The following is an 18661-nucleotide window of genomic DNA, read 5'->3' as shown; positions in this document are numbered from 1 at the left end:
ACGGGTATTCGAAGATTCCATAATCATAAACAATTAAATGCGCATGCAGTGATTGATATCCGCCGATTCCAGTCTGGTACTACAGGATTGCCGCCTCATCGTAGTTGTACATTTCATTTTTATTAAACTAAATCCCTTATTGACACGCTGGCATTAGACCATTTTTTCCTAACACCCATACAAAATCAATCTTGTTTGAATTATATAAATATAAAAATAAGTCTAACAAAGAAAAGAGGTTTATAATCAAATGTCTTTTAAAAATAAAGTTGAGGTTAAACAATTTGAGTTTTCTCCTTCAGTGAATACTCCTATTACAATAGTGGATATGATTTCTACAGACTTTACTAACCCCACTTTTGTTGCAAAAATTACTTTTGATTGTTTAAAGCCAGGGGATCGCATCTGGTTAAACAGTATTTTTCATTTAACAAATAATACGACTTTTGAACCTATCATAGATTACAGAATATTAAAAAATAATGTACCGATACCAATTTATATGGCGGAAACCGAAATTGATTCTAATAATGAAGATAATATAGGACAAATATTTTCACAAGAAACTGTGGATGTCATTAAAACTTTAGAAAAAAATGTAACCTATCAGGTGGTTGTGAGTGCATCAGCCGATTTTGATATTCCAAATGTTTCTTTATTGGGTCCGATTACGTTTACGGGTACTCGATATGCCGACGAAAAAAATGATTTACCATTGAATAAAGTAGAGATCAAACAATTTGAGTTCGATACTCCTGAAAATAGCCCCGGGATGGGGACAAAAATTTCCGAAGACTTTAATAAACCTACTGTTGTGGGAAAAATTACTTTTGACTGTTTAAAACCAGGGGATCGTATTTGGTTAAACAGTATTTTTCATTTAACTAATTTCCAGCCGGGGGAGACAGAGCCCATGATAGATCACAGAATATTAAAAAATAATGTGCCCTTTTATACTGCGAAAACCGAACTTGATACTTCTGGTGATGATAATATAGGACAAATATTTTTACAAGAAACTGTGGATGTCATTAAAACTTTAGAAAAAAATGTAACCTATCAGGTGGTTGTGAGTACATCCGATATGATGAATACAAATGTTATTTTATTGGGTCCAATTACGTTTACGGGAACTCAATTTTCCGATGGAAAAAATGGTTTATCCTTGAATAAAGTTGAGGTTAAACAATTTGAGTTCGTTACCCCTGAAAAAACTCCTATTACAATAGTGGATATGATTTCTACAGACTCTATTAACCCCACTTTTGTTGCAAAAATTACTTTTGATTGTTTAAAACCAGGGGATCGTATTTGGTTAAACAGTATTTTTCATTTAACTAATAATACGACTTTTGAACCTATCATAGATTACAGAATATTAAAAAATAATGTACCGATACCAATTTATATGGCGGAAACCGAACTTGATACTTTTAGTGATGATAATATTGGACAAATATTTTCACAAGAAACTGTGGATGTCATTAAAACTTTAGAAAAAAATGTAACCTATCAGGTGGTTGTGAGTGCACCACCTGATGCGAATGTTCCTTTATTGGGTCCGATTACACTTACGGGAACTCGATTTGTCAAAGGTAAAAGGGGGTTCGGTTAAGAAGGGAGATATGGCGTTTCCAATGAGTTAATAGATTCATATACAGGATGATTATACCAGATTAACAAATCATCAATTTGAAATGTTCAAAAGGATTATTTAAATTTTATATAAATTTATATGCAAGTGTATAATAGGTGTAGAAGTATTTCAATATGATAAAGCTATGGATAGGGTTCTAAATTCGCTATACAATTATAATTTGAACAGTTTAAGGTGATGTGAAATGAGTAATGAAATTTTAAAAATAACACAACATCGAGAGTTTCCTGTACCTTCAACACCATGGATAATGAAACAAACCTGGAACGATTTATTGTTTGCTCATTGGCCTGTCCGTGTCAAGGATATACGAGATGTAATACCTTCTAGTTTAAAAATAGACGAGTATGATGGGTTTGCTTGGATTGGTGTAGTTCCTTTTCATATGAGTAATATAAGAATAAGATTTTTACCAACATTACCTTTCACTTCTAACTTTCCAGAAATCAATGTAAGAACTTATGTGAAATATAAAGGCAAGGCTGGTGTGTATTTCTTTAGTTTAGATGCTATGAATCATTTGGCTGTTTTCATGTCTAGGAAATTATTTGCATTAAATTATTTTTATGCAAATATAAAACATACCAGTAGGTCGGATAACAACTATTATGAAAGTAAGAGGAAGGGGAAGGATAAAGTATTGGCAGGTTTTACTGGGAGTTATAAACCTACATCAAAACCCTACAGATCAATTAGGGATTCGTTCGATTATTGGTTAACCGAAAGATACTGTTTATTTTGTAATGATAAGAATTATTTGTATAGAGGAGATATTCATCATCTTCCCTGGGAACTTCAACATGCAGAAGCTGAGATTGTGGAGAATTCAATGACTTCACCGATAGGAATAAATTTATCTTCTGACAAACCTATATTACATTTTTCTAAAAAAATGGATGCTTTACTTTGGAAATTAACAAAGGTAGGTGATTTTATCTATTCCCAGCATAAGACCCCCACTTTAAACTGAAACAATGTGGAATGAGTGAAAGTTAAGTGGGGGATGAATGCATCTGCACACTCGAACAAATGTTTGTTTTTACTTCAATTTTGTTGTGAAATGAAACTAAGCGAGGTGAGAAAATGTTAGTCAATAAAGCCTGTAAATTTCGCATATATCCTACAAAGAAACAAGAAATCCTAATCCATAAAACGATGGGTTGCAGTCGTTTTGTGTTTAATCGTTTCTTAGGTTTGTGGAATGATACATATAAAGAAACAGGAAAAGGCTTATCGTATGGAACATGCTCCTCTGAATTACCCAAACTAAAGAGAGAATTCATGTGGTTAAAAGAAGTGGATAGCATTGCTTTGCAATCTTCACTTCGTCATCTATCAGATTCTTTTGACCGTTTCTTCAAAAAGCAAAATGATGCTCCTAAGTTTAAATCGAAGAAGAATAAAGTTCAATCTTATACCACGAAGCATACCAACGGAAATATTGCCATCATCAATAACAAACTCAAACTACCTAAACTTGGTCTCGTTAAGTTCGCTAAAAGTCGTGAAGTAGACGGTAGAATTATCAATGCCACCATTAGACGAAATCCGAGTGGTAAATATTTTGTTTCACTTTCAGTAGAAACTCAAGTTCATTCACTAAAGAAAACAGGTTCATTCATTGGAATTGATGTTGGATTAAAACAGTTTGCTACCCTTTCGGATGGCACTACATATACTAATCCTAAGTTCTTTAGAAACTTAGAAAAAAAGTTAGCTAAAGCTTAGGCGCATTCTTTCTAGACGTACAAAAGACAGTTCAAACTGGAATAAACAACGAATGAAAGTGGCGTGTATCCAAGAAAAAATATCCAATGCTAGAAATGATTATTTGCAAAAAATTTCAACCGAAGTTGTCAAAAACCACGACATTATCGGGTTAGAAGACTTGCAAGTAAAAAACATGCTCAAAAACGGAAATCTAGCAAAAGCAATAACGGAAGTCTCTTGGGTAAAGTTTCGCAGCATGCTGGAGTATAAAGCAAAATGGTATGGCAAAGATGTGATTGCTGTATCTAAAACATTCGCTTCAAGCCAACTTTGTTCTCATTGCGGCTACAAAAACAAAGACGTTAAGAATCTTAATTTTCGAGAATGGGAATGCCCATCTTGCCATACTCATCATGATCGAGATATTAACGCAGGACTTAATCTAAGAAACGAAGCCATTCGTCTCTTAACCGTAGGAACTACGGGGATAGCCTAATCCATTAGAGACCATTAGGTTTCTGTACTTAGGAATCCTCCACTTCAAACGAAAAGAGTTAAGTGGTGGGAGTGTTCAATTGATTAGGGTAACTCATTAAAGATGATAGATAAATATGTCTCTCAATTATAGAAATGGTTATTTTCCAATATTTTTAGTTAAGTATTGTTTTGTCTCATTAGAAAAGGAAGGGATTTGTATTCCCTTCCTGTAATCTATATTCTGATCATTTGATTAGAATATATGAGAGAAGATTTAACTTACCATTCTTTGTCTAATCATATAAATGATGTGATTTGTTAGAAACTCTTATTGTGAATCTCTATAAAATATATTTAGATATAGTTTTATGTGGATCAATATCCAGTAACAGTAACTTCATAACGAACTGACTCTTCATCAGTTTCCCAAGTATATATACTAAGTCTGTATTGCTCTCCAAAGATAAGTTCAGCTATTTGTTGACTATTATTTTGAGAATCTAACCAAGCTACCATATTATCCTCTTGATCAAAAAGAATCCAGTTGATCGGTGCATTTCCCTCAATCACTTGTAAATCTACTGTTATAGAATCTCCAACAGGAACTATTTGATAGTCTACACGATCATCTTCTCTATCTAAGATCCCACTTTTATCAAGAAGAATATCTTTTTGTAAATTAAAACTAAAAGATTCTCTTATGTCTACAGAACCACCATTAACTTTTAACGTAGCATAAATAGTAAGAATTCCATCTGTAAATGAACCGTCTTGTTCAACTATTTCAGAAACTCTGCTGATGTTATCCCCACCAAGGATGAGGCTCTTTTCTTGTCCATCCTCAGTAAACAATAACCACTCAGCACGAATAGATTCATTGATTCTCGGTGGAGTAGTAGGACTATCTGGACCTCTTGGAGCTTCAATGACATAAACGTCTGCAAATATATCTAATTCTGCATTTAGATCATTTAATGTCACTGTCCCACTAGCTTCAACGCAACCTTGATGTTTCTCAGAACTGTATGGAACTCTGATTTCATCACATACATCGATGTTAAAACTCATCGGTTCTCCAGCAGGTGCAGTTGCTGCAGATGCTGAAATTGGAAGAGATAAAACGAATAAAGTTATAATGACAAACAAATTGAACTTTCTATTTTTATACATTAGTTCTCTCCTTTCATATTCAGAATTTTATAGAGATTACAAGAGCTTAAATCACATCACTTAATGGATTAGCACAAACAATTAGTAAATAAAAAAATAGACCATATATCACCTGCTTTTATAAAAAAATATTCACATGTAGATAACATAATATGTAATGGTAAAATGGTTTGACCATTTGTATTATAATATGATATGAAAAAAAATACAACATATATTAATCAATTTTTACAAATTTTTAACATTTAATAGTTTTTTATAGAAAATATATAAAAAGGGTTTTATTTCTATTTATGAAGTGATTTTAAGAGGAAGATCCTTTATAAAGGGTCTTCATAGTTGTTTCTTTTTGTAATAGGAATTGAGGAAAATTGATGCAATTAATATGATGTGCTTGTATACTGGATGATATGATATAGAGCAATATGCCTGTCAGTATTTACTTACAGTAGTTGGAAAATTTCAAAACTATGAGGTGTCATATATGAGAAAAGAAGATGTAGTAATGAGTCAAATTCTAACATATGCAGAGAATAATGATATGGTAAGAGCAGTCATCATAAATGGATCACGTGCTAATCCAAATATCACAAATGATTTATTTAGTGATTATGATGTAGTGTTTCTAGTGAAAGATCCTAAATATTTCGTTGATCATCAAGAGTGGATTCAACATTTTGGTGAGACGATCATTATGCAACAAAATGATATCGATGAGAATGGTTCAGAATCTTATATATTTTTAATGATATTTGAAGATGGGGTAAGAATAGATCTGTTGATTCGTTCAATAGAGAAAATAGATAAGTGTTTGGAAGATAGTCTTAAAGTAGCGCTTTTGGATAAAGACAACATATTACCTGAATTCGAACCTGCAAATGATGAGAATTATTATACACAAAAACCAACGAAACAAAAGTTTGATAAAGCTTGTAATAATTTCTGGTGGTGTTCAACTTATGTGGCAAAAAGCATTTGGAGAGATCAATTATCCTATGCAAAATACATATATGATGTCGTCATGAAAGATCATATGCTTGAGTTGATTTCTTGGTACATAGGTAGCAAAAATGATTGGAAAGTAAACACAGGGTCACTTGGAAAATATTACAAAAATCACTTACCAATAGAGTTATGGCAATCTTTTGAAAAAACATATTCTGGATCAAGTTATGAAGAAATTTGGGAATCGCTTTTTGAAGCAGGAAAATTATTTAGAAAACTAGGATTGGACACAGCAGAGCATCTTGGTTATGAATATCCAATTGAAGATGATGAAAAAGTAACTGAATATCTTAAAAAAGTTCAAAACCTTCCCAAAGACGCAAAGAAAATCGTTTAATTTCATTCATTTCACATATGAATACCGGTTTAATATTTTATAAAGAAGGTGATATGAATATGGCTGAAGCTAGATTAATTCAGTAAGATGAATTAGATGACCTTTTATTGTTATACAAATTTCTAAATCCTCAAGACCCTGAACTTCATAAAGACGAACATTTATATAACCATTGGAATGAGATCATGTTGGATGATTATATGAAAATTATTGTCGTAACACACCAAGAGAAAATCGTTTCATCGTGTGTTTTTAGTCATCGTTAAAAACTTAACTAGAAGTTCTAGACCATATGGATTGATAGAAAATGTAGTCATTCACGAAAATTATAGAAAACACGGATTTGGAAAAATGGCTATAGAAAAAGCGACATTCTGGATTGATTATGGTTAATAACATTTATTTAATGATTAAAAATTTATTTGTAAAATGAGGTGAGAACTTGGACCCTTTTAAAATATTAAATATGGTAATAGAGCGATATAAAAATATATTAGACGAAAATCTTGTGGGCATATATTTACATGGTTCATTAGCGATGGATTGTTATAACCCGTCAAGTGATATAGATTTTCTAGTTGTAGTAAATAAACCTATCCTACTAAATACAAAAAAAGAATTGATTAATGCAATTATTCATTTAGAAAATGTACCTCCAAAGGGAATAGAGATGAGCATAATTTTAGAGGAATATGCAAAAAAAGTTGTGTATCCAACACCATTTGAACTTCATTATTCTAATTTTCATAGAGACAGATATTTATCTGATCATAATTATATTTGTGGTGATTCTGAAGATCCAGATTTAGCAGCTCAGTTAAATATAGTTGTCCATAGAGGGATTTGTTTATATGGGAAAGAAATAGAAGAGGTATTTAATGAAGTACCGAGAGAAGTCTATATTAACTCTATATATTACGATGTTTGTAATGCAAAGAGTGAGATCTTAGAAGATCCAGTTTATATTATTTTAAATTTGTGTAGGGTTTTATATTATTTGAAAGAGAATGTGATTTGTTCAAAACTTGAAGGTGGGGAGTGGGGCAAAGAAAACCTCCCAACTCAATATCATAATGTAGTAGAAAATGCAGTGAATGTATATATGAGTGACTTAACAGGATTGGACTATAGTCATCAAGTACTAAATGAATTCGCCGATTATATGTTAAATGAGATTCAAAAAATGATAGAAAGGATACGATGATGGAACCATTAATTCGAGAAGATGTTATTAACCTTGCAGAAAAATTTCAATTCTCCGAAAGAGTATTTAATATGGAAGACTTACCTTGGGTACCTTTTGACGATGGCAACAGTTATTTTAAACCTTTAAGATTTGATTTAAATACAGGGACATGGACGTATTTATTTAAGATAAAACCTAATAAAGTGCTCGCTCGCCACAGACATACAGGTGGGAGTGTGATTGGATATACCCTAGCAGGGGAATGGAGATATGCTGAAAGGGATTGGATTGCAAAACCAGGAACATTTATATTTGAACCACCTGGAGATATCCATACATTTATCACATTAGATGAAGAGGTTGTTTCTTTGTTTATTTTAGGTGGCACTCTTCAATACTTTGATGATGATAATACGATCATTGGACAAGATGATGTTTATACTGTTTTGCACAAATATCGTAGCCATTGTAATGAGAATAATTTAGAGGTTTGTGAGGATTTAATTTACTAATATATATTTCACTATAAGTTTTAAGAACGTGGATTTTCCCTACCTATTTATTATGGAATAGGGAAATTTTATAATATGGATGAACTATTAAATAATCAAGATCGATACAAAGGCAGAGCTCAGGAAAAAAAGTTTATTACTTATCGTAGAACCAAATGGAGTATTGAGTAAATGATTAGGAGGACATCATATTATGATAGAAGGGAAAAATATTATACTTAGAACAATTAAAGAAAAAGATCTTGAGGAGTTATTTAAACTTACCAATGATTTATCCGAGAGAGGGGAGTATTTACCACTTCATTTGCCATCTCAGCCAGATTTTCAAAAAAAGTTTAAAGAAACAGGCTATTGGAATGAAGAGTATGGTAGAATGCTGATTACTGATAAAGCAGGCAGTATATTAGGAGATATTATATATTTTAAAAATGATAAATATATGCAAGGATATGAAATTGGGTATCAAATATATAAAAAAGAAAATATGGGAAAAGGGATAACTTCTGAAGCACTCCGTATTTTTTCTGCTTATTTATTTGAATTAAAACCAATTCAACGTCTGGAAATTATTGTGAATGTCAATAACATTGGGAGTCGCAAAGTAGCTGAAAAGTGTGGATATAAGTTTGAAGGAGTGAAAAGAAAAGCCGTATTTTTAAGAGGAACATATCAGGATGTAGATCTGTTATCACTTCTTAGGGAAGAGTGTCCATCTCTATCTGAAGTTTTGAGGTATGAGAACATTGAGTAATAATTGTATATATGTAAATTGGGATGGACACAAAGTAAAACTAACTTGGATTCCTACTAATAAATTACCTCCTCTAGATAAAGTAACTAGTGTACACAGTATCTGTATTAAAGGTCATAAAGTTCTATTAGTAAAAATTAAAGGAAGAGGATTTAATCATCCGGGAGGACATGTAGACGAAGGTGAAACTCCTGAACAAGCTTTACATAGAGAAGTATTGGAAGAAGGATATGTTAAAGGGGATTGTGAATATTTAGGAATGATTGAAGTCAATCAAGCGGAAAATCCTATGTATGACCCTAATGGGAAATATCCGAAAATAGGATACCAATTATTTTATAGTATGAATATAACAGAATGTTTGCCCTTTAACCGTGAAAATGAATCCATTTCAAGAATATGGGTTGAGCCTAGTGAAGTACCTTATGTTATAAATGATCATAATTTAGTACACTTGATTCTTAATGTAGCATTAGAAAAAAGGTTAAAAACATAATTTAATAGGGGGATATAAAAAGAATGGAAAAATTCACATTTTTTTGGAGAACCGCATCTCCATTTTCACAATGGCACAAATGTAATTTTATAGTAGATCAAATTCTATTTAATTGTACAGAACAATACATGATGTTTATGAAAGCAAAGTTATTTGAGGATCATCTAATCGCAGAAAAGATACTAAAGAGCTCCTCACCGAGTGATCAAAAAAAATTAGGGAGAAAAGTGAAAAATTTTGACCAAGAAATATGGGAATCAAATTGCAAAAAGATTGTTTACGATGGGAATTTTGCAAAGTTTACGCAAAACAAACAGTTAAAACAAAAACTACTTGAAACGAAAGGAACCACCATAGTAGAAGCTAGTCCAGTAGATCCAATATGGGGAGTAGGCTTAAGTGAGGATAATCCTAAAATATTAAATCGAAAAACCTGGAAAGGTACGAATTGGTTAGGTGAAATATTAACACAAATAAGAGAAGATATGATTGTAACAGAAAAATAAGTGTTTAAATGTCACCTAAGCTACGAAAAGTTAGTTAATTTAATTGTTTGGTGGCATTTTTAGTAGATTAATAAGGTAGTTTTATAAAGTTATAAAGCTAGAATGCGTTAAAGTAATATATTGTTAATTTATCCAGTGATATGGAAAATAATGATTGACCATTAGCTTGTATTAAATTAAAATATAAGTAATTAAAGGTGAGGATATATACTTGCGTGTCGTTCTTTTTGTACTTTCTAATCGTAGGAATAATTATGAAAGGGCTTACAAAATTAATGGTAGATCAAGGTTTGTTCTAAACACTAAAGTCAGTATTTTTTATGAAAGAAAATGTACTTTATACATGTTCTTTTTTTCTGTGAAAAACGTATTTATTAATATACATGATTCATAAAGCGATAAGATTAGATTTACAAATTGAATATGAAACTACTAGACAATTTAGTTGATTGTTAACCTCTTACCTTTAAGGAATAGTGGTTTATTTGGGGGTGTTATCTTACGTATAACTGGAAAGAAGGCTGTAATCAAATGGTACTAAGCAAAAAATATAAGAGGTGATTTATTTTGACATATGCAAACATAAAAACTGATTTACCGGGACCAAAATCAAAAGTAATTATGGATAAAATGGAACGGTTTGTTGCTGAAGCAAAAGTAAAAAAAAGCCTAGTCCCCTCTATTATTAAAGAAGCCAATGGTGCTGTTATTAGAGACATAGATGATAATACTTTTATAGACTTGGCTGGTGGTGTGGGTTCTCTAAATGTAGGACACAGCAACCCATTAGTTGTTGATCAGATCATCGAAACTAGTAAAAAATATACACATACTGATTTTACAGTTATCCCCTACGAACCCTATATTGATTTAGCAGAAAAGCTATGTACAAAAGCTCCTGGAACATTTCATAAAAAAGCTTGTTTTTTAAATTCTGGTGCTGAAGCTGTAGAAAGTGCTGTGAAAATTGCTAGAAAATATACGGGCAAAAAAGCAGTTATTTGTTTTGAAGGTGCTTTTCATGGTAGGACATACATGGCTCTTACTCTAACTAGTAAAGTAAGACCATATAAAGCAGAAATGGGGCCTTTTGCTTCAGATGTTTATCGAATTCCTTATCCTTATACTTACCGTTGGCCTGGTCATCCAAATGAAGAAGAAGTATGTGATATTGCTATAGAGCAATTGAAAAATGTGTTTGAATATAGAGTCGCTGCAGAAGAAACAGCAGCTGTCATTATCGAACCGATTCAAGGTGAAGCTGGATTTATCGTACCTCCTATTGGGTATTTAAATCGAGTACAACAATTATGTAAAGACTTAGGTATTCTTTTTATCGTTGATGAAGTACAGACTGGATTTGGAAGAACAGGGAGATTTTTTGCATCAGAGCATTTTGGGTTAGAACCTGACTTAATTACAGTAGGCAAATCTATTGCTGCAGGGTTACCTTTATCAGGTGTAATAGGGAAGGCAGAAATTATGGATGCAGCTGGTGATGGTGCAATCGGAGGAACATTTGTAGGAAATCCTGTTGCTTGTTCTGCAGGACTTGCAGTATTAGAAGCGTACGATAAGTTGGATTTAGGACATAGAGCTAACGAAATTGGTGGAAAAATAAGAGCGACATTTGAAGCTATTTCTGAGAAATCTTCTTTAGTGGGTGAGATCAGAGGAGTTGGAGCTATGGTCGCGATCGAATTAGTGAATGACCATTCTACTAGAGAGCCAGCTACTGAACAAACCACAAGAATTATTCAAGAATGTGTTCAAAGAGGTGTGATTTTATTTAAAGCTGGTATATATGGAAATGTATTAAGATTTTTATGCCCTTTAGTTATTACCAATGAACAACTAGATGAGGCATTATCCATTATTACTGAAGTTATTGAGTCTGTGGAAACTGTAAAGTCATAAGGTTGATACTATATAAAGTTAAAAAGGGTGGATATGATGAATAATAATAATGTTCTAAAAGTAAGCAATTTTATTGATGGAAAATGGGATGAATTCAATGACAACACGATCACAAATATTAATCCTGCAACGTTGGAACCTGTCTCTACTGTAAACATTGCAACTGAGGTGGATGTGCAGCGTGCTGTTGAATCTTCTAAAAGAGCATTTAAAGAGTGGTCAAGTTTCCCACCCCCTAAAAGAGGAGAAATGTTATTCAAAATTGCGGAGGAACTAAAGAAAAGAAAACAAGAGCTTAGTGAATTGATGACTTTAGAAATGGGAAAAGTGATCACGGAATCTGAAGGAGAGATACAAGAAGCGATTGATATGGCTTATTATATGGGAGGAGAAGGAAGAAGGTTAAGTGGAGAAGTTGTTCCTTCAGAGCTTCCTAATAAAATGGCAATGGCAATAAGAGAGCCATTAGGGGTCATAGGTGCGATTTCAGCGTTTAATTTCCCTGTTGCTGTACCATCGTGGAAAATATTCCCATCCCTAATCGTGGGAAATACCGTCGTTTGGAAGCCTTCACCAAATACTTCAGGAATCGCAGCAGAATTTGTAAAATGTATGATGAATGCTGGGTTACCTGAAGGGGTTATTAATTTAGTAGTTGGTGGAGAAGAGAAAGTTGGGGAAGCATTAGTTTCACATCCTGATGTATCCTTAATTTCTTTTACAGGATCAACACATGTAGGACAAAAGGTTTATCAAGCATGTGCTTCAAATCATAAGCAAGTTTCCCTAGAATTAGGAGGGAAAAATGCTATTATTGTATTGGAAGATGCAGATTTACCTTTAGCTGCTCGTGCAATTGCTTGGGGTGCTTTTGGAACTACAGGACAAAGATGTACTTCTACTAGTCGTATCATTGTTCAAAAATCTGTTTTAGAAGAACTAACACCACTATTATTAGAGGAAGTAGCACAATTAAAAATCGGAAATGGGATAAAACATGATGTGAACGTGGGTCCATTAATTAATAGCCAAGCATTAAAAAGAGTTGAGCAATATGTAGACATAGCTAAAAAGGATGGAGTTCCAATCCATTGTGGTGGAAATAAGATAGGTGACGAAGGATACTATTTTGAGCCTACCGTCATTGGACCTGTATCACCTTCAAGTGCATTTGCAACTGAAGAAATTTTTGGTCCTATTTTATCTATTATTTCTGTAGACACTTTTGACGAGGCTATTGAAGTGAATAATTCTGTAGATTATGGATTATCTTCAGCTATCTTTACTAGAGACTTGAGTAAAGCATTAAAAGCAGTTCGAAAAGTGGATACGGGAATCGTATATATTAACCACAGTACCTCTGGGGCTGAGATTCAAATGCCATTTGGTGGCACAAAAAATACTGGGAATGGTAAACGTGAAGCTGGGCAAGCAGCTCTAGACACCTTCAGTGAGTGGAAAACAATTTATATCGATTACAGTGGAGATTTACAAAGAGCTCAGATCGATGTTGATTTTGCATAAATAGAATAATATATTTAGTTAACTAGAAATTATGATTTAAAATTATAAACGTATTTTAAAAAGCCACTAAAGTATGAATGAATAGATTAAAACTCTACTCATGATCGTACTAAGTGGCTTTTTAGTTTGTTTATTACTTATTAGTATCATTTAATACTTTATTTAATTTTTCCTCGATTGAATCCAACTGCTGTTTTTTTCTTCTTGATACACGTATGAAATATACAATAACCACTGGGATCATAAATAAAATAAGAAATGAGAATAGTTGAAAGACAATAGAACCATCTATTTGCAATGATTTCACCTCACTTTAACCTAAATACTATTATATTAATTCTAGATTTAAAAGCAAAGGTTTCCTCAGCATAGCTCAAGTCAAGGTTTAAAGGTATAATAAATCATGTAAAACTCGATGAGTTAAATGGATTTAAATCGAAGTTTTTTATGTTTGGAGGTTAAATTCGTGATCACTATACAAGCACAGAAATACGATGGTAAACCACATTATACATGGCAGTCTGAAGTGTTGGATTTAAACGATGAATATGTTGTCATACTTTCTTATCCAGAAACTGAAATTAAACATTATACTAAAAATATAGTTTTTACTGCTAATAATTGGTGGATAGAACTTTATCCTTTTAAAGAGTGGTATACCATTTCTATGGAAGTGGAAAACAGAAAACCAAGAGATATTTATTGTAACATTGCCAAACCGTCTAATTATAAAAAAGGATTGCTCACATTTATTGACTTAGATATAGATTTTGTAAAAAGAGATGGCAAGTGGAAGGTGCTTGATGAAGATGAATTTGAAACCCATCAAATGAAATATAATTACCCAGCAGAAGTTGTGAACAAAGTATGGGAGACATTAGATGATTTACAGTTAAACTTAAAAAACAAACGTTTCCCGTTTGACGGTACATTAGAAAATTATATAAATCAAATCCCAAATACAAAATGATTTTTTTGATATTCTTTTTGTATATATAATTGATTTGAGATATGAATAACGGAATTGATGTATATTGAAATAAAGAGAAAAAGAGTGGAGGTTAACATGCAATTCACAGACCCTATATATAAAACGATTCAAATTGAAGATAATGACATTATAGATTTAATACAATCAAAAGCATTTCAAAGGTTATCCTCAATCAAACAGCAAGGAAATACTTTTTTTCTTCAAGAAAAAGCAGTACATACGAGGTTTCAGCATTCATTAGGTGTTTATGAATTAAGTAAACAAGTTTTATCCAAACTCATGAAGAGCAATGAGATTACCCTATCATCGTATGAGTTAAAAGTGGCCACTGTTTCCGCCCTATTACATGATATCGGTCACGGTCCATTTTCGCATTGCTTTCAAAGTATATCAGGGCATGATCACGGTGATTTGTCTATACGAATCATAGAAGAAAGTGAAGACATCACAAATATTTTAATGCGTACACCAAATTTGTTGGAAGATGTATCACATGTGTTAAAAGGTGATGGAGCATATAAAATGATTGAAGAAATTCTTTTCGGTGCACTCTCATTAGATCAGTTAGATTTTTGGAATCGAGATTTATATTATTCTAGGATTCAAATCAGACCTTTTGATATAAACCGTTTAACTGATTCACTTCGTTTTAAAGAGGATAAGCTGATGATAAATGTGGATGGTGTTCCAGAAATTGAATGTATGATAAGTATGAAGAAAACGTTATATAAGAATGGCTTTGGGCATCCTTTTGTTGTTGGGAAAGATCTTATTTTAAAAGAAATATATAAAAGAGTCATAAAAGAAGACATAGAATTGGAATCAAAACCTCTATTAAACATTTTAAGAGAAGATATACTTGATATAAACGATTATCTTTCAATATATGATGAGACGCTTGTAAATGAAATAACGAAGATCTGTACGATGGAAGAAAATAAAGAACTAGCCAACTTAGCGATGTTGTATTTATCACCTAAACGTAGTTTGAAATATGAAGAATCATTTTCAGATATCGCATGTGAAATAGGGGTTGTAATAGAAGAAAACAAAAACTATAGTTCATATACTGGTGGCATTTTTGTCTTAAATGAAAAGCAAAGTTTTGATATTAAACATCAATCAGAGCATATTCAAACAATGATGGAAATGTCATCAATACGACGAGTATATTTTTTAAATGAATCTATAAGTACTTAACAGACTATAACGATCACTTACTACGAGACTTGTTGATTTGCTCTGGATTATTGTTCATTATAACTCCGTTTTTAGGTTAGTGATTGATTGACTTCCAAGACTACTATGAGAGGATAGAAAAAATGACAAAAGAAATTACAGGATCGTGTTTAGTCAAAAATGATTTTTATGGAAAAAGAGTTTAAAAGTTCAGTCACCGAAAGGAGAAAGTGAAATGAATATTAAAGGAACAGTAAATATATCTATCGAGGATTTTGATAATCTAAGAGAACAAGTAAAGGAACTTGATGAACTTAAAAAGAGATTAAAATCTTGTTCAACTGTAGAAAAAACATTTATAAAATCAGGTGAAAATGAAGGGAAAGTAACACAACTCATTACAATTGATATACAGAAGTTAACCAAAGTTGGAGTAGAATACTCTCTTTACAATAATGAGGACTGGGATGATCTTTATGACGATTACGAAGTTAAATTAATTAATGTTGAACAAGCAAAAAAATATTAGGCTTAAGTTGGTTATGAAATGATAAAACAATGAATTTATCGGGATATATAAGGTACTTAATAGGAGTTAAAGTTCTAGTAAGTGTTTTGAAAATGAAGGGAATCACTTTATAAGGTAGGAAGTTTAATAGTAGCCTGAAGGTTACATAGTTTCAAAAAGAGTAGAAAAGTGGGGATAAATAAGGTATGAAGAAGATAATTACAGGGTGTTTGGTACTATCTTTAATGAGTATGAGTAATACGACTCTAGCTAAGGGAATCGATAATGATCAAATAGGTTTAATGAATGTTTCTTCACAACCCATAGTTAAAAAAACAAATTATCAAAATAATAAAATTAAAGAAGTAAGTATTTCTTCAGCAGAAATCACCGATGTTGAGGGTCATTGGGCAGAAAATAATATATTAAAGGCTGTTGAAGATGGTTATGTGGCAGGTTATCAAGATGGAACATTTAGGCCAGATAGTGAAATAACAAGAGCTGAGTTTGCAGCACTTGTTTCTAGGGTTAGTAAATTAAAGACAAATCAAAGCCCTGTCGGATTTATCGATTCAGGTCATTGGGCTAGTGGAAGTGTTTACAGACTTGTAAATTCTGGAATTATTGATGAATCTGATTATGGAAACGAATTTGGATTTAATGAAATTTTGACTAGATGGGAAATGACAAAGTGGTTAGTTAATGGATTGATACAGTCTAATCCGAGTTTTAGGTTTGCCTACCATGATACGCAGCACACTATACTCCCTTTTGCTGAGTTTTATAATGAAGGCTTTAATGAAGAAGAAGTTCCTTATTTGGCTATTGCTAAAGGGACTGGTCTTATTTCAGGGTTCCCTGATGGTAGTGCTGGGTTAGATAGAACTACTACGAGAGCAGAAGTTGTTACCATACTTTATAGATATTTAGAGCAGGAAGGAAGTTTTGCTAGTAATTATATAGTGTTAAATGAATTAAGAGAGGTAGGACTAACTGGTACTAACTTTGATAGTATTGGTGTGTTAGGTTATGATACTCAGACTACAGAACTGAAAGAAGTTATTGGTAAGAAGATCGTATCTAGAGAGAACTTGATTACAGCAACTATTCACAATTATATTTTTGTTAAATACGAAAATGGAATAGCAACTGGTATTTATGATCCTATGTTTGTAGATCTTCAAAAAGAAACAAATTCCAACTATACCGGGATTGTAGCTTATGTGGATTTATCTTATGAAGTTTCTAGAGATATTTCTAGCAGTTTGACTCTATCTAATTATTTACCTTATATTTATGGTGGATGGTTAGGAACTAAACCTGATAATTTTAATCTTTCTACAGTTACGAGTGAAGATTATTTGAAGGCAGGAAAAGTTCATAGAGTTTGGACTAATTTTAGTATAAGTGATTTTTCTAATGAGATAATAACTGAAGATGGTACTAGGGTGGCATTTGGTCCTGAAAATTAAGAGTTGAATTAAGCCAATAAAAATAAGAAGTAGTGATTTTTAAAATTATTACTTCTTATTTAGTAATTTAATAAAACTCTAATTTTATGCTAAAGCTCCAGGAGGAACAATGAGATATTTAAATAAATTACTTACTTTGTTCATTTTATTTATTGTTATATTTACTGGCTGCACTCAAGTTAATAAAGTTGATGATATAACTGAATTATCAATTGAAAGCCAAGCAGATTATTTATTATTTGAATTTATTAAACCATATGAGAGGAAAGGGTATATCAATGCATTAGACAAAGATGGAGAACTCGTAGATAAATATGTTATAACAGATAAACGTTTTGGTTATGCAGATGTGTTTGATTTTGATAACAATAATTTTTATTTCCCTAATTCACGTTTTTCAGGTATTTCACAGGTAATGAAATATAATTCAAATACTCGAAAATTCTCGTTTATTAACACAGGTCAGGAAGCTTTTATAGATAAATATTATAAAGATGAAGTATCTGAATACATCGCCACTAATTTATATACAAATGAAGTTAGTGATATTTGTGATATAAAAGTAAATAAATGTATAACAACTAATAGTTGGAGTATAGTACATACAGTGAGTTCCTTGGATAAATATATTATCAATGTAGAAACAACCCATAACAACCACATGGTAATCAAAAAATATAATCGTGATTTAGAAGAGCTGGACAAAACACAATTAATAGCAAAAACCCCCAATCTTTATCCAACGTATACAAGAGAAGGTAAGTTATATTTGTTTTTAACCGATGGGGATATATTAGAAGTAGATCGTGATTTAAACGTAAATATTCATCCTATGGATTTCTCTGCATATTCTAAATATATCCTAGAAGTATATTATCGAAATAATGTGAAGTTAGACGAAAACAGTTTCCTTACGAGCATAAGGTTAAATGCAGCGAGAAATGAAAGGATTAATTTGCTTGTTAAAATAACATTTGAACAAGATAAACCAAAAATGGAATTAATACAGAATGGTGATATAGAAGATATTTTAAATGCAGATTATCAGGTTGGAGAAGTTTATACGAGTTCTTATACTAACGATCAATCAATTTTAACTATTAGAGACATAAACAGTTTAGAAGTCATTAATCAGTTTTTTTTAAATGATACGGTTGACTTTGTGGACAAATTACAGTGAAAGGTATACTGAAAAGTTTTAGGGAAAGCATTAAATAAAACATGAATTTTATCGGAAGAAAGTTTTTAGTATTTAGGAGGGTA

General features: G+C 31.9%; 18 protein-coding genes and 1 pseudogene. 17 read left to right on the top strand and 2 right to left on the bottom strand.

Annotated elements, in window-relative coordinates:
• Nucleotides 1-250: 250 nt before the first annotated feature.
• The 3 genes and pseudogenes from EPK97_RS12095 to tnpB all read left to right on the top strand — a co-directional run bounded on the left by EPK97_RS12095 (nt 251) and on the right by tnpB (nt 3863).
• On the top strand, nt 251-1615 hold the full coding sequence (locus tag EPK97_RS12095; protein ID WP_162036879.1) for a hypothetical protein: 1365 nt from the start codon (nt 251-253) through the stop codon (nt 1613-1615).
• A 247-nt stretch (nt 1616-1862) separates the two neighbouring features.
• Nucleotides 1863-2627: a YqjF family protein gene (locus tag EPK97_RS12090; protein ID WP_476695767.1), complete on the top strand. Its 765-nt coding sequence runs from the start codon at nt 1863-1865 to the stop codon at nt 2625-2627.
• Between the two features lie 113 nt (nt 2628-2740).
• Nucleotides 2741-3863: pseudogene (gene tnpB, locus EPK97_RS12085) on the top strand (IS200/IS605 family element RNA-guided endonuclease TnpB).
• A gap of 356 nt (nt 3864-4219) precedes the next feature.
• On the opposite strand, the gene EPK97_RS12080 reads toward tnpB, so the two are convergent.
• Complete coding sequence (locus tag EPK97_RS12080; protein WP_162036877.1) at nt 4220-5014, bottom strand: hypothetical protein; 795 nt, start codon at nt 5012-5014, stop codon at nt 4220-4222.
• 484 nt (nt 5015-5498) lie between these two features.
• On the opposite strand from EPK97_RS12080, the gene EPK97_RS12075 reads away from it, so the two are divergent.
• From EPK97_RS12075 to EPK97_RS12040, 9 genes are all read left to right on the top strand, one after another.
• Nucleotides 5499-6356, top strand: coding sequence for an aminoglycoside 6-adenylyltransferase (locus EPK97_RS12075; protein WP_162036876.1), 858 nt, complete (start codon nt 5499-5501; stop codon nt 6354-6356).
• 246 nt (nt 6357-6602) lie between these two features.
• Nucleotides 6603-6749 carry a GNAT family N-acetyltransferase gene (locus EPK97_RS22600; protein WP_420826792.1) on the top strand — a complete coding sequence of 49 codons (147 nt, stop codon included), beginning with the start codon at nt 6603-6605 and terminating at the stop codon, nt 6747-6749.
• A gap of 49 nt (nt 6750-6798) precedes the next feature.
• Nucleotides 6799-7560, top strand: coding sequence for an aminoglycoside adenylyltransferase domain-containing protein (locus EPK97_RS12070; protein WP_162036875.1), 762 nt, complete (start codon nt 6799-6801; stop codon nt 7558-7560).
• Complete coding sequence (locus EPK97_RS12065) at nt 7557-8054, top strand: 2,4'-dihydroxyacetophenone dioxygenase family protein (protein WP_240903798.1); 498 nt, start codon at nt 7557-7559, stop codon at nt 8052-8054. Before EPK97_RS12070 ends, EPK97_RS12065 begins: the two co-directional genes overlap by 4 nt.
• Before the next feature lie 193 nt (nt 8055-8247).
• Nucleotides 8248-8805: a GNAT family N-acetyltransferase gene (locus EPK97_RS12060; RefSeq protein WP_162036874.1), complete on the top strand. Its 558-nt coding sequence runs from the start codon at nt 8248-8250 to the stop codon at nt 8803-8805.
• The gene (locus EPK97_RS12055; protein ID WP_276609499.1) at nt 8798-9301 is read left to right on the top strand and encodes an NUDIX domain-containing protein; all 504 of its coding nucleotides are present in this window, start codon (nt 8798-8800) and stop codon (nt 9299-9301) included. Before EPK97_RS12060 ends, EPK97_RS12055 begins: the two co-directional genes overlap by 8 nt.
• A 23-nt stretch (nt 9302-9324) precedes the next feature.
• Nucleotides 9325-9807, top strand: coding sequence for an NADAR family protein (locus tag EPK97_RS12050; protein WP_162036872.1), 483 nt, complete (start codon nt 9325-9327; stop codon nt 9805-9807).
• Between the two features lie 567 nt (nt 9808-10374).
• Nucleotides 10375-11724, top strand: a complete 1350-nt coding sequence (gene gabT, locus EPK97_RS12045) for a 4-aminobutyrate--2-oxoglutarate transaminase (RefSeq protein ID WP_205690260.1) — start codon at nt 10375-10377, stop codon at nt 11722-11724.
• A gap of 33 nt (nt 11725-11757) precedes the next feature.
• Nucleotides 11758-13248, top strand: a complete 1491-nt coding sequence (locus tag EPK97_RS12040) for an aldehyde dehydrogenase family protein (protein ID WP_420826791.1) — start codon at nt 11758-11760, stop codon at nt 13246-13248.
• 133 nt (nt 13249-13381) lie between these two features.
• Here EPK97_RS12040 and EPK97_RS12035 read toward each other — a convergent pair whose 3' ends face one another.
• Entirely contained in the window at nt 13382-13546 is a 165-nt protein-coding gene (locus EPK97_RS12035; protein WP_162036870.1) for a hypothetical protein, read from the bottom strand.
• A 168-nt stretch (nt 13547-13714) separates the two neighbouring features.
• On the opposite strand from EPK97_RS12035, the gene EPK97_RS22225 reads away from it, so the two are divergent.
• The 5 genes from EPK97_RS22225 (at nt 13715) to EPK97_RS12010 (ending at nt 18578) form a co-directional block, all read left to right on the top strand.
• Complete coding sequence (locus tag EPK97_RS22225) at nt 13715-14218, top strand: DUF402 domain-containing protein (protein ID WP_162036869.1); 504 nt, start codon at nt 13715-13717, stop codon at nt 14216-14218.
• A gap of 96 nt (nt 14219-14314) precedes the next feature.
• The gene (locus tag EPK97_RS12025; RefSeq protein WP_162036868.1) at nt 14315-15439 is read left to right on the top strand and encodes an HD domain-containing protein; all 1125 of its coding nucleotides are present in this window, start codon (nt 14315-14317) and stop codon (nt 15437-15439) included.
• 214 nt (nt 15440-15653) lie between these two features.
• Entirely contained in the window at nt 15654-15947 is a 294-nt protein-coding gene (locus EPK97_RS12020; RefSeq protein ID WP_162036867.1) for a hypothetical protein, read from the top strand.
• A 185-nt stretch (nt 15948-16132) separates the two neighbouring features.
• A complete protein-coding gene (locus EPK97_RS12015) occupies nt 16133-17398 on the top strand; it encodes an S-layer homology domain-containing protein (protein ID WP_162036866.1) in 1266 nt (421 codons plus the stop codon).
• 109 nt (nt 17399-17507) lie between these two features.
• A complete protein-coding gene (locus tag EPK97_RS12010; protein WP_162036864.1) occupies nt 17508-18578 on the top strand; it encodes a hypothetical protein in 1071 nt (356 codons plus the stop codon).
• Nucleotides 18579-18661: the final 83 nt, after the last annotated feature.

The organism is Chengkuizengella sediminis, assembly GCF_010078385.1.
In the GTDB taxonomy this organism is placed as follows: Bacteria; Bacillota; Bacilli; order Paenibacillales; family KCTC-33759; genus Chengkuizengella; species Chengkuizengella sediminis.
The sequence above is the reverse complement of the archived record's forward strand: the minus strand, read 5'-3'. Positions and strand labels throughout refer to the sequence as shown.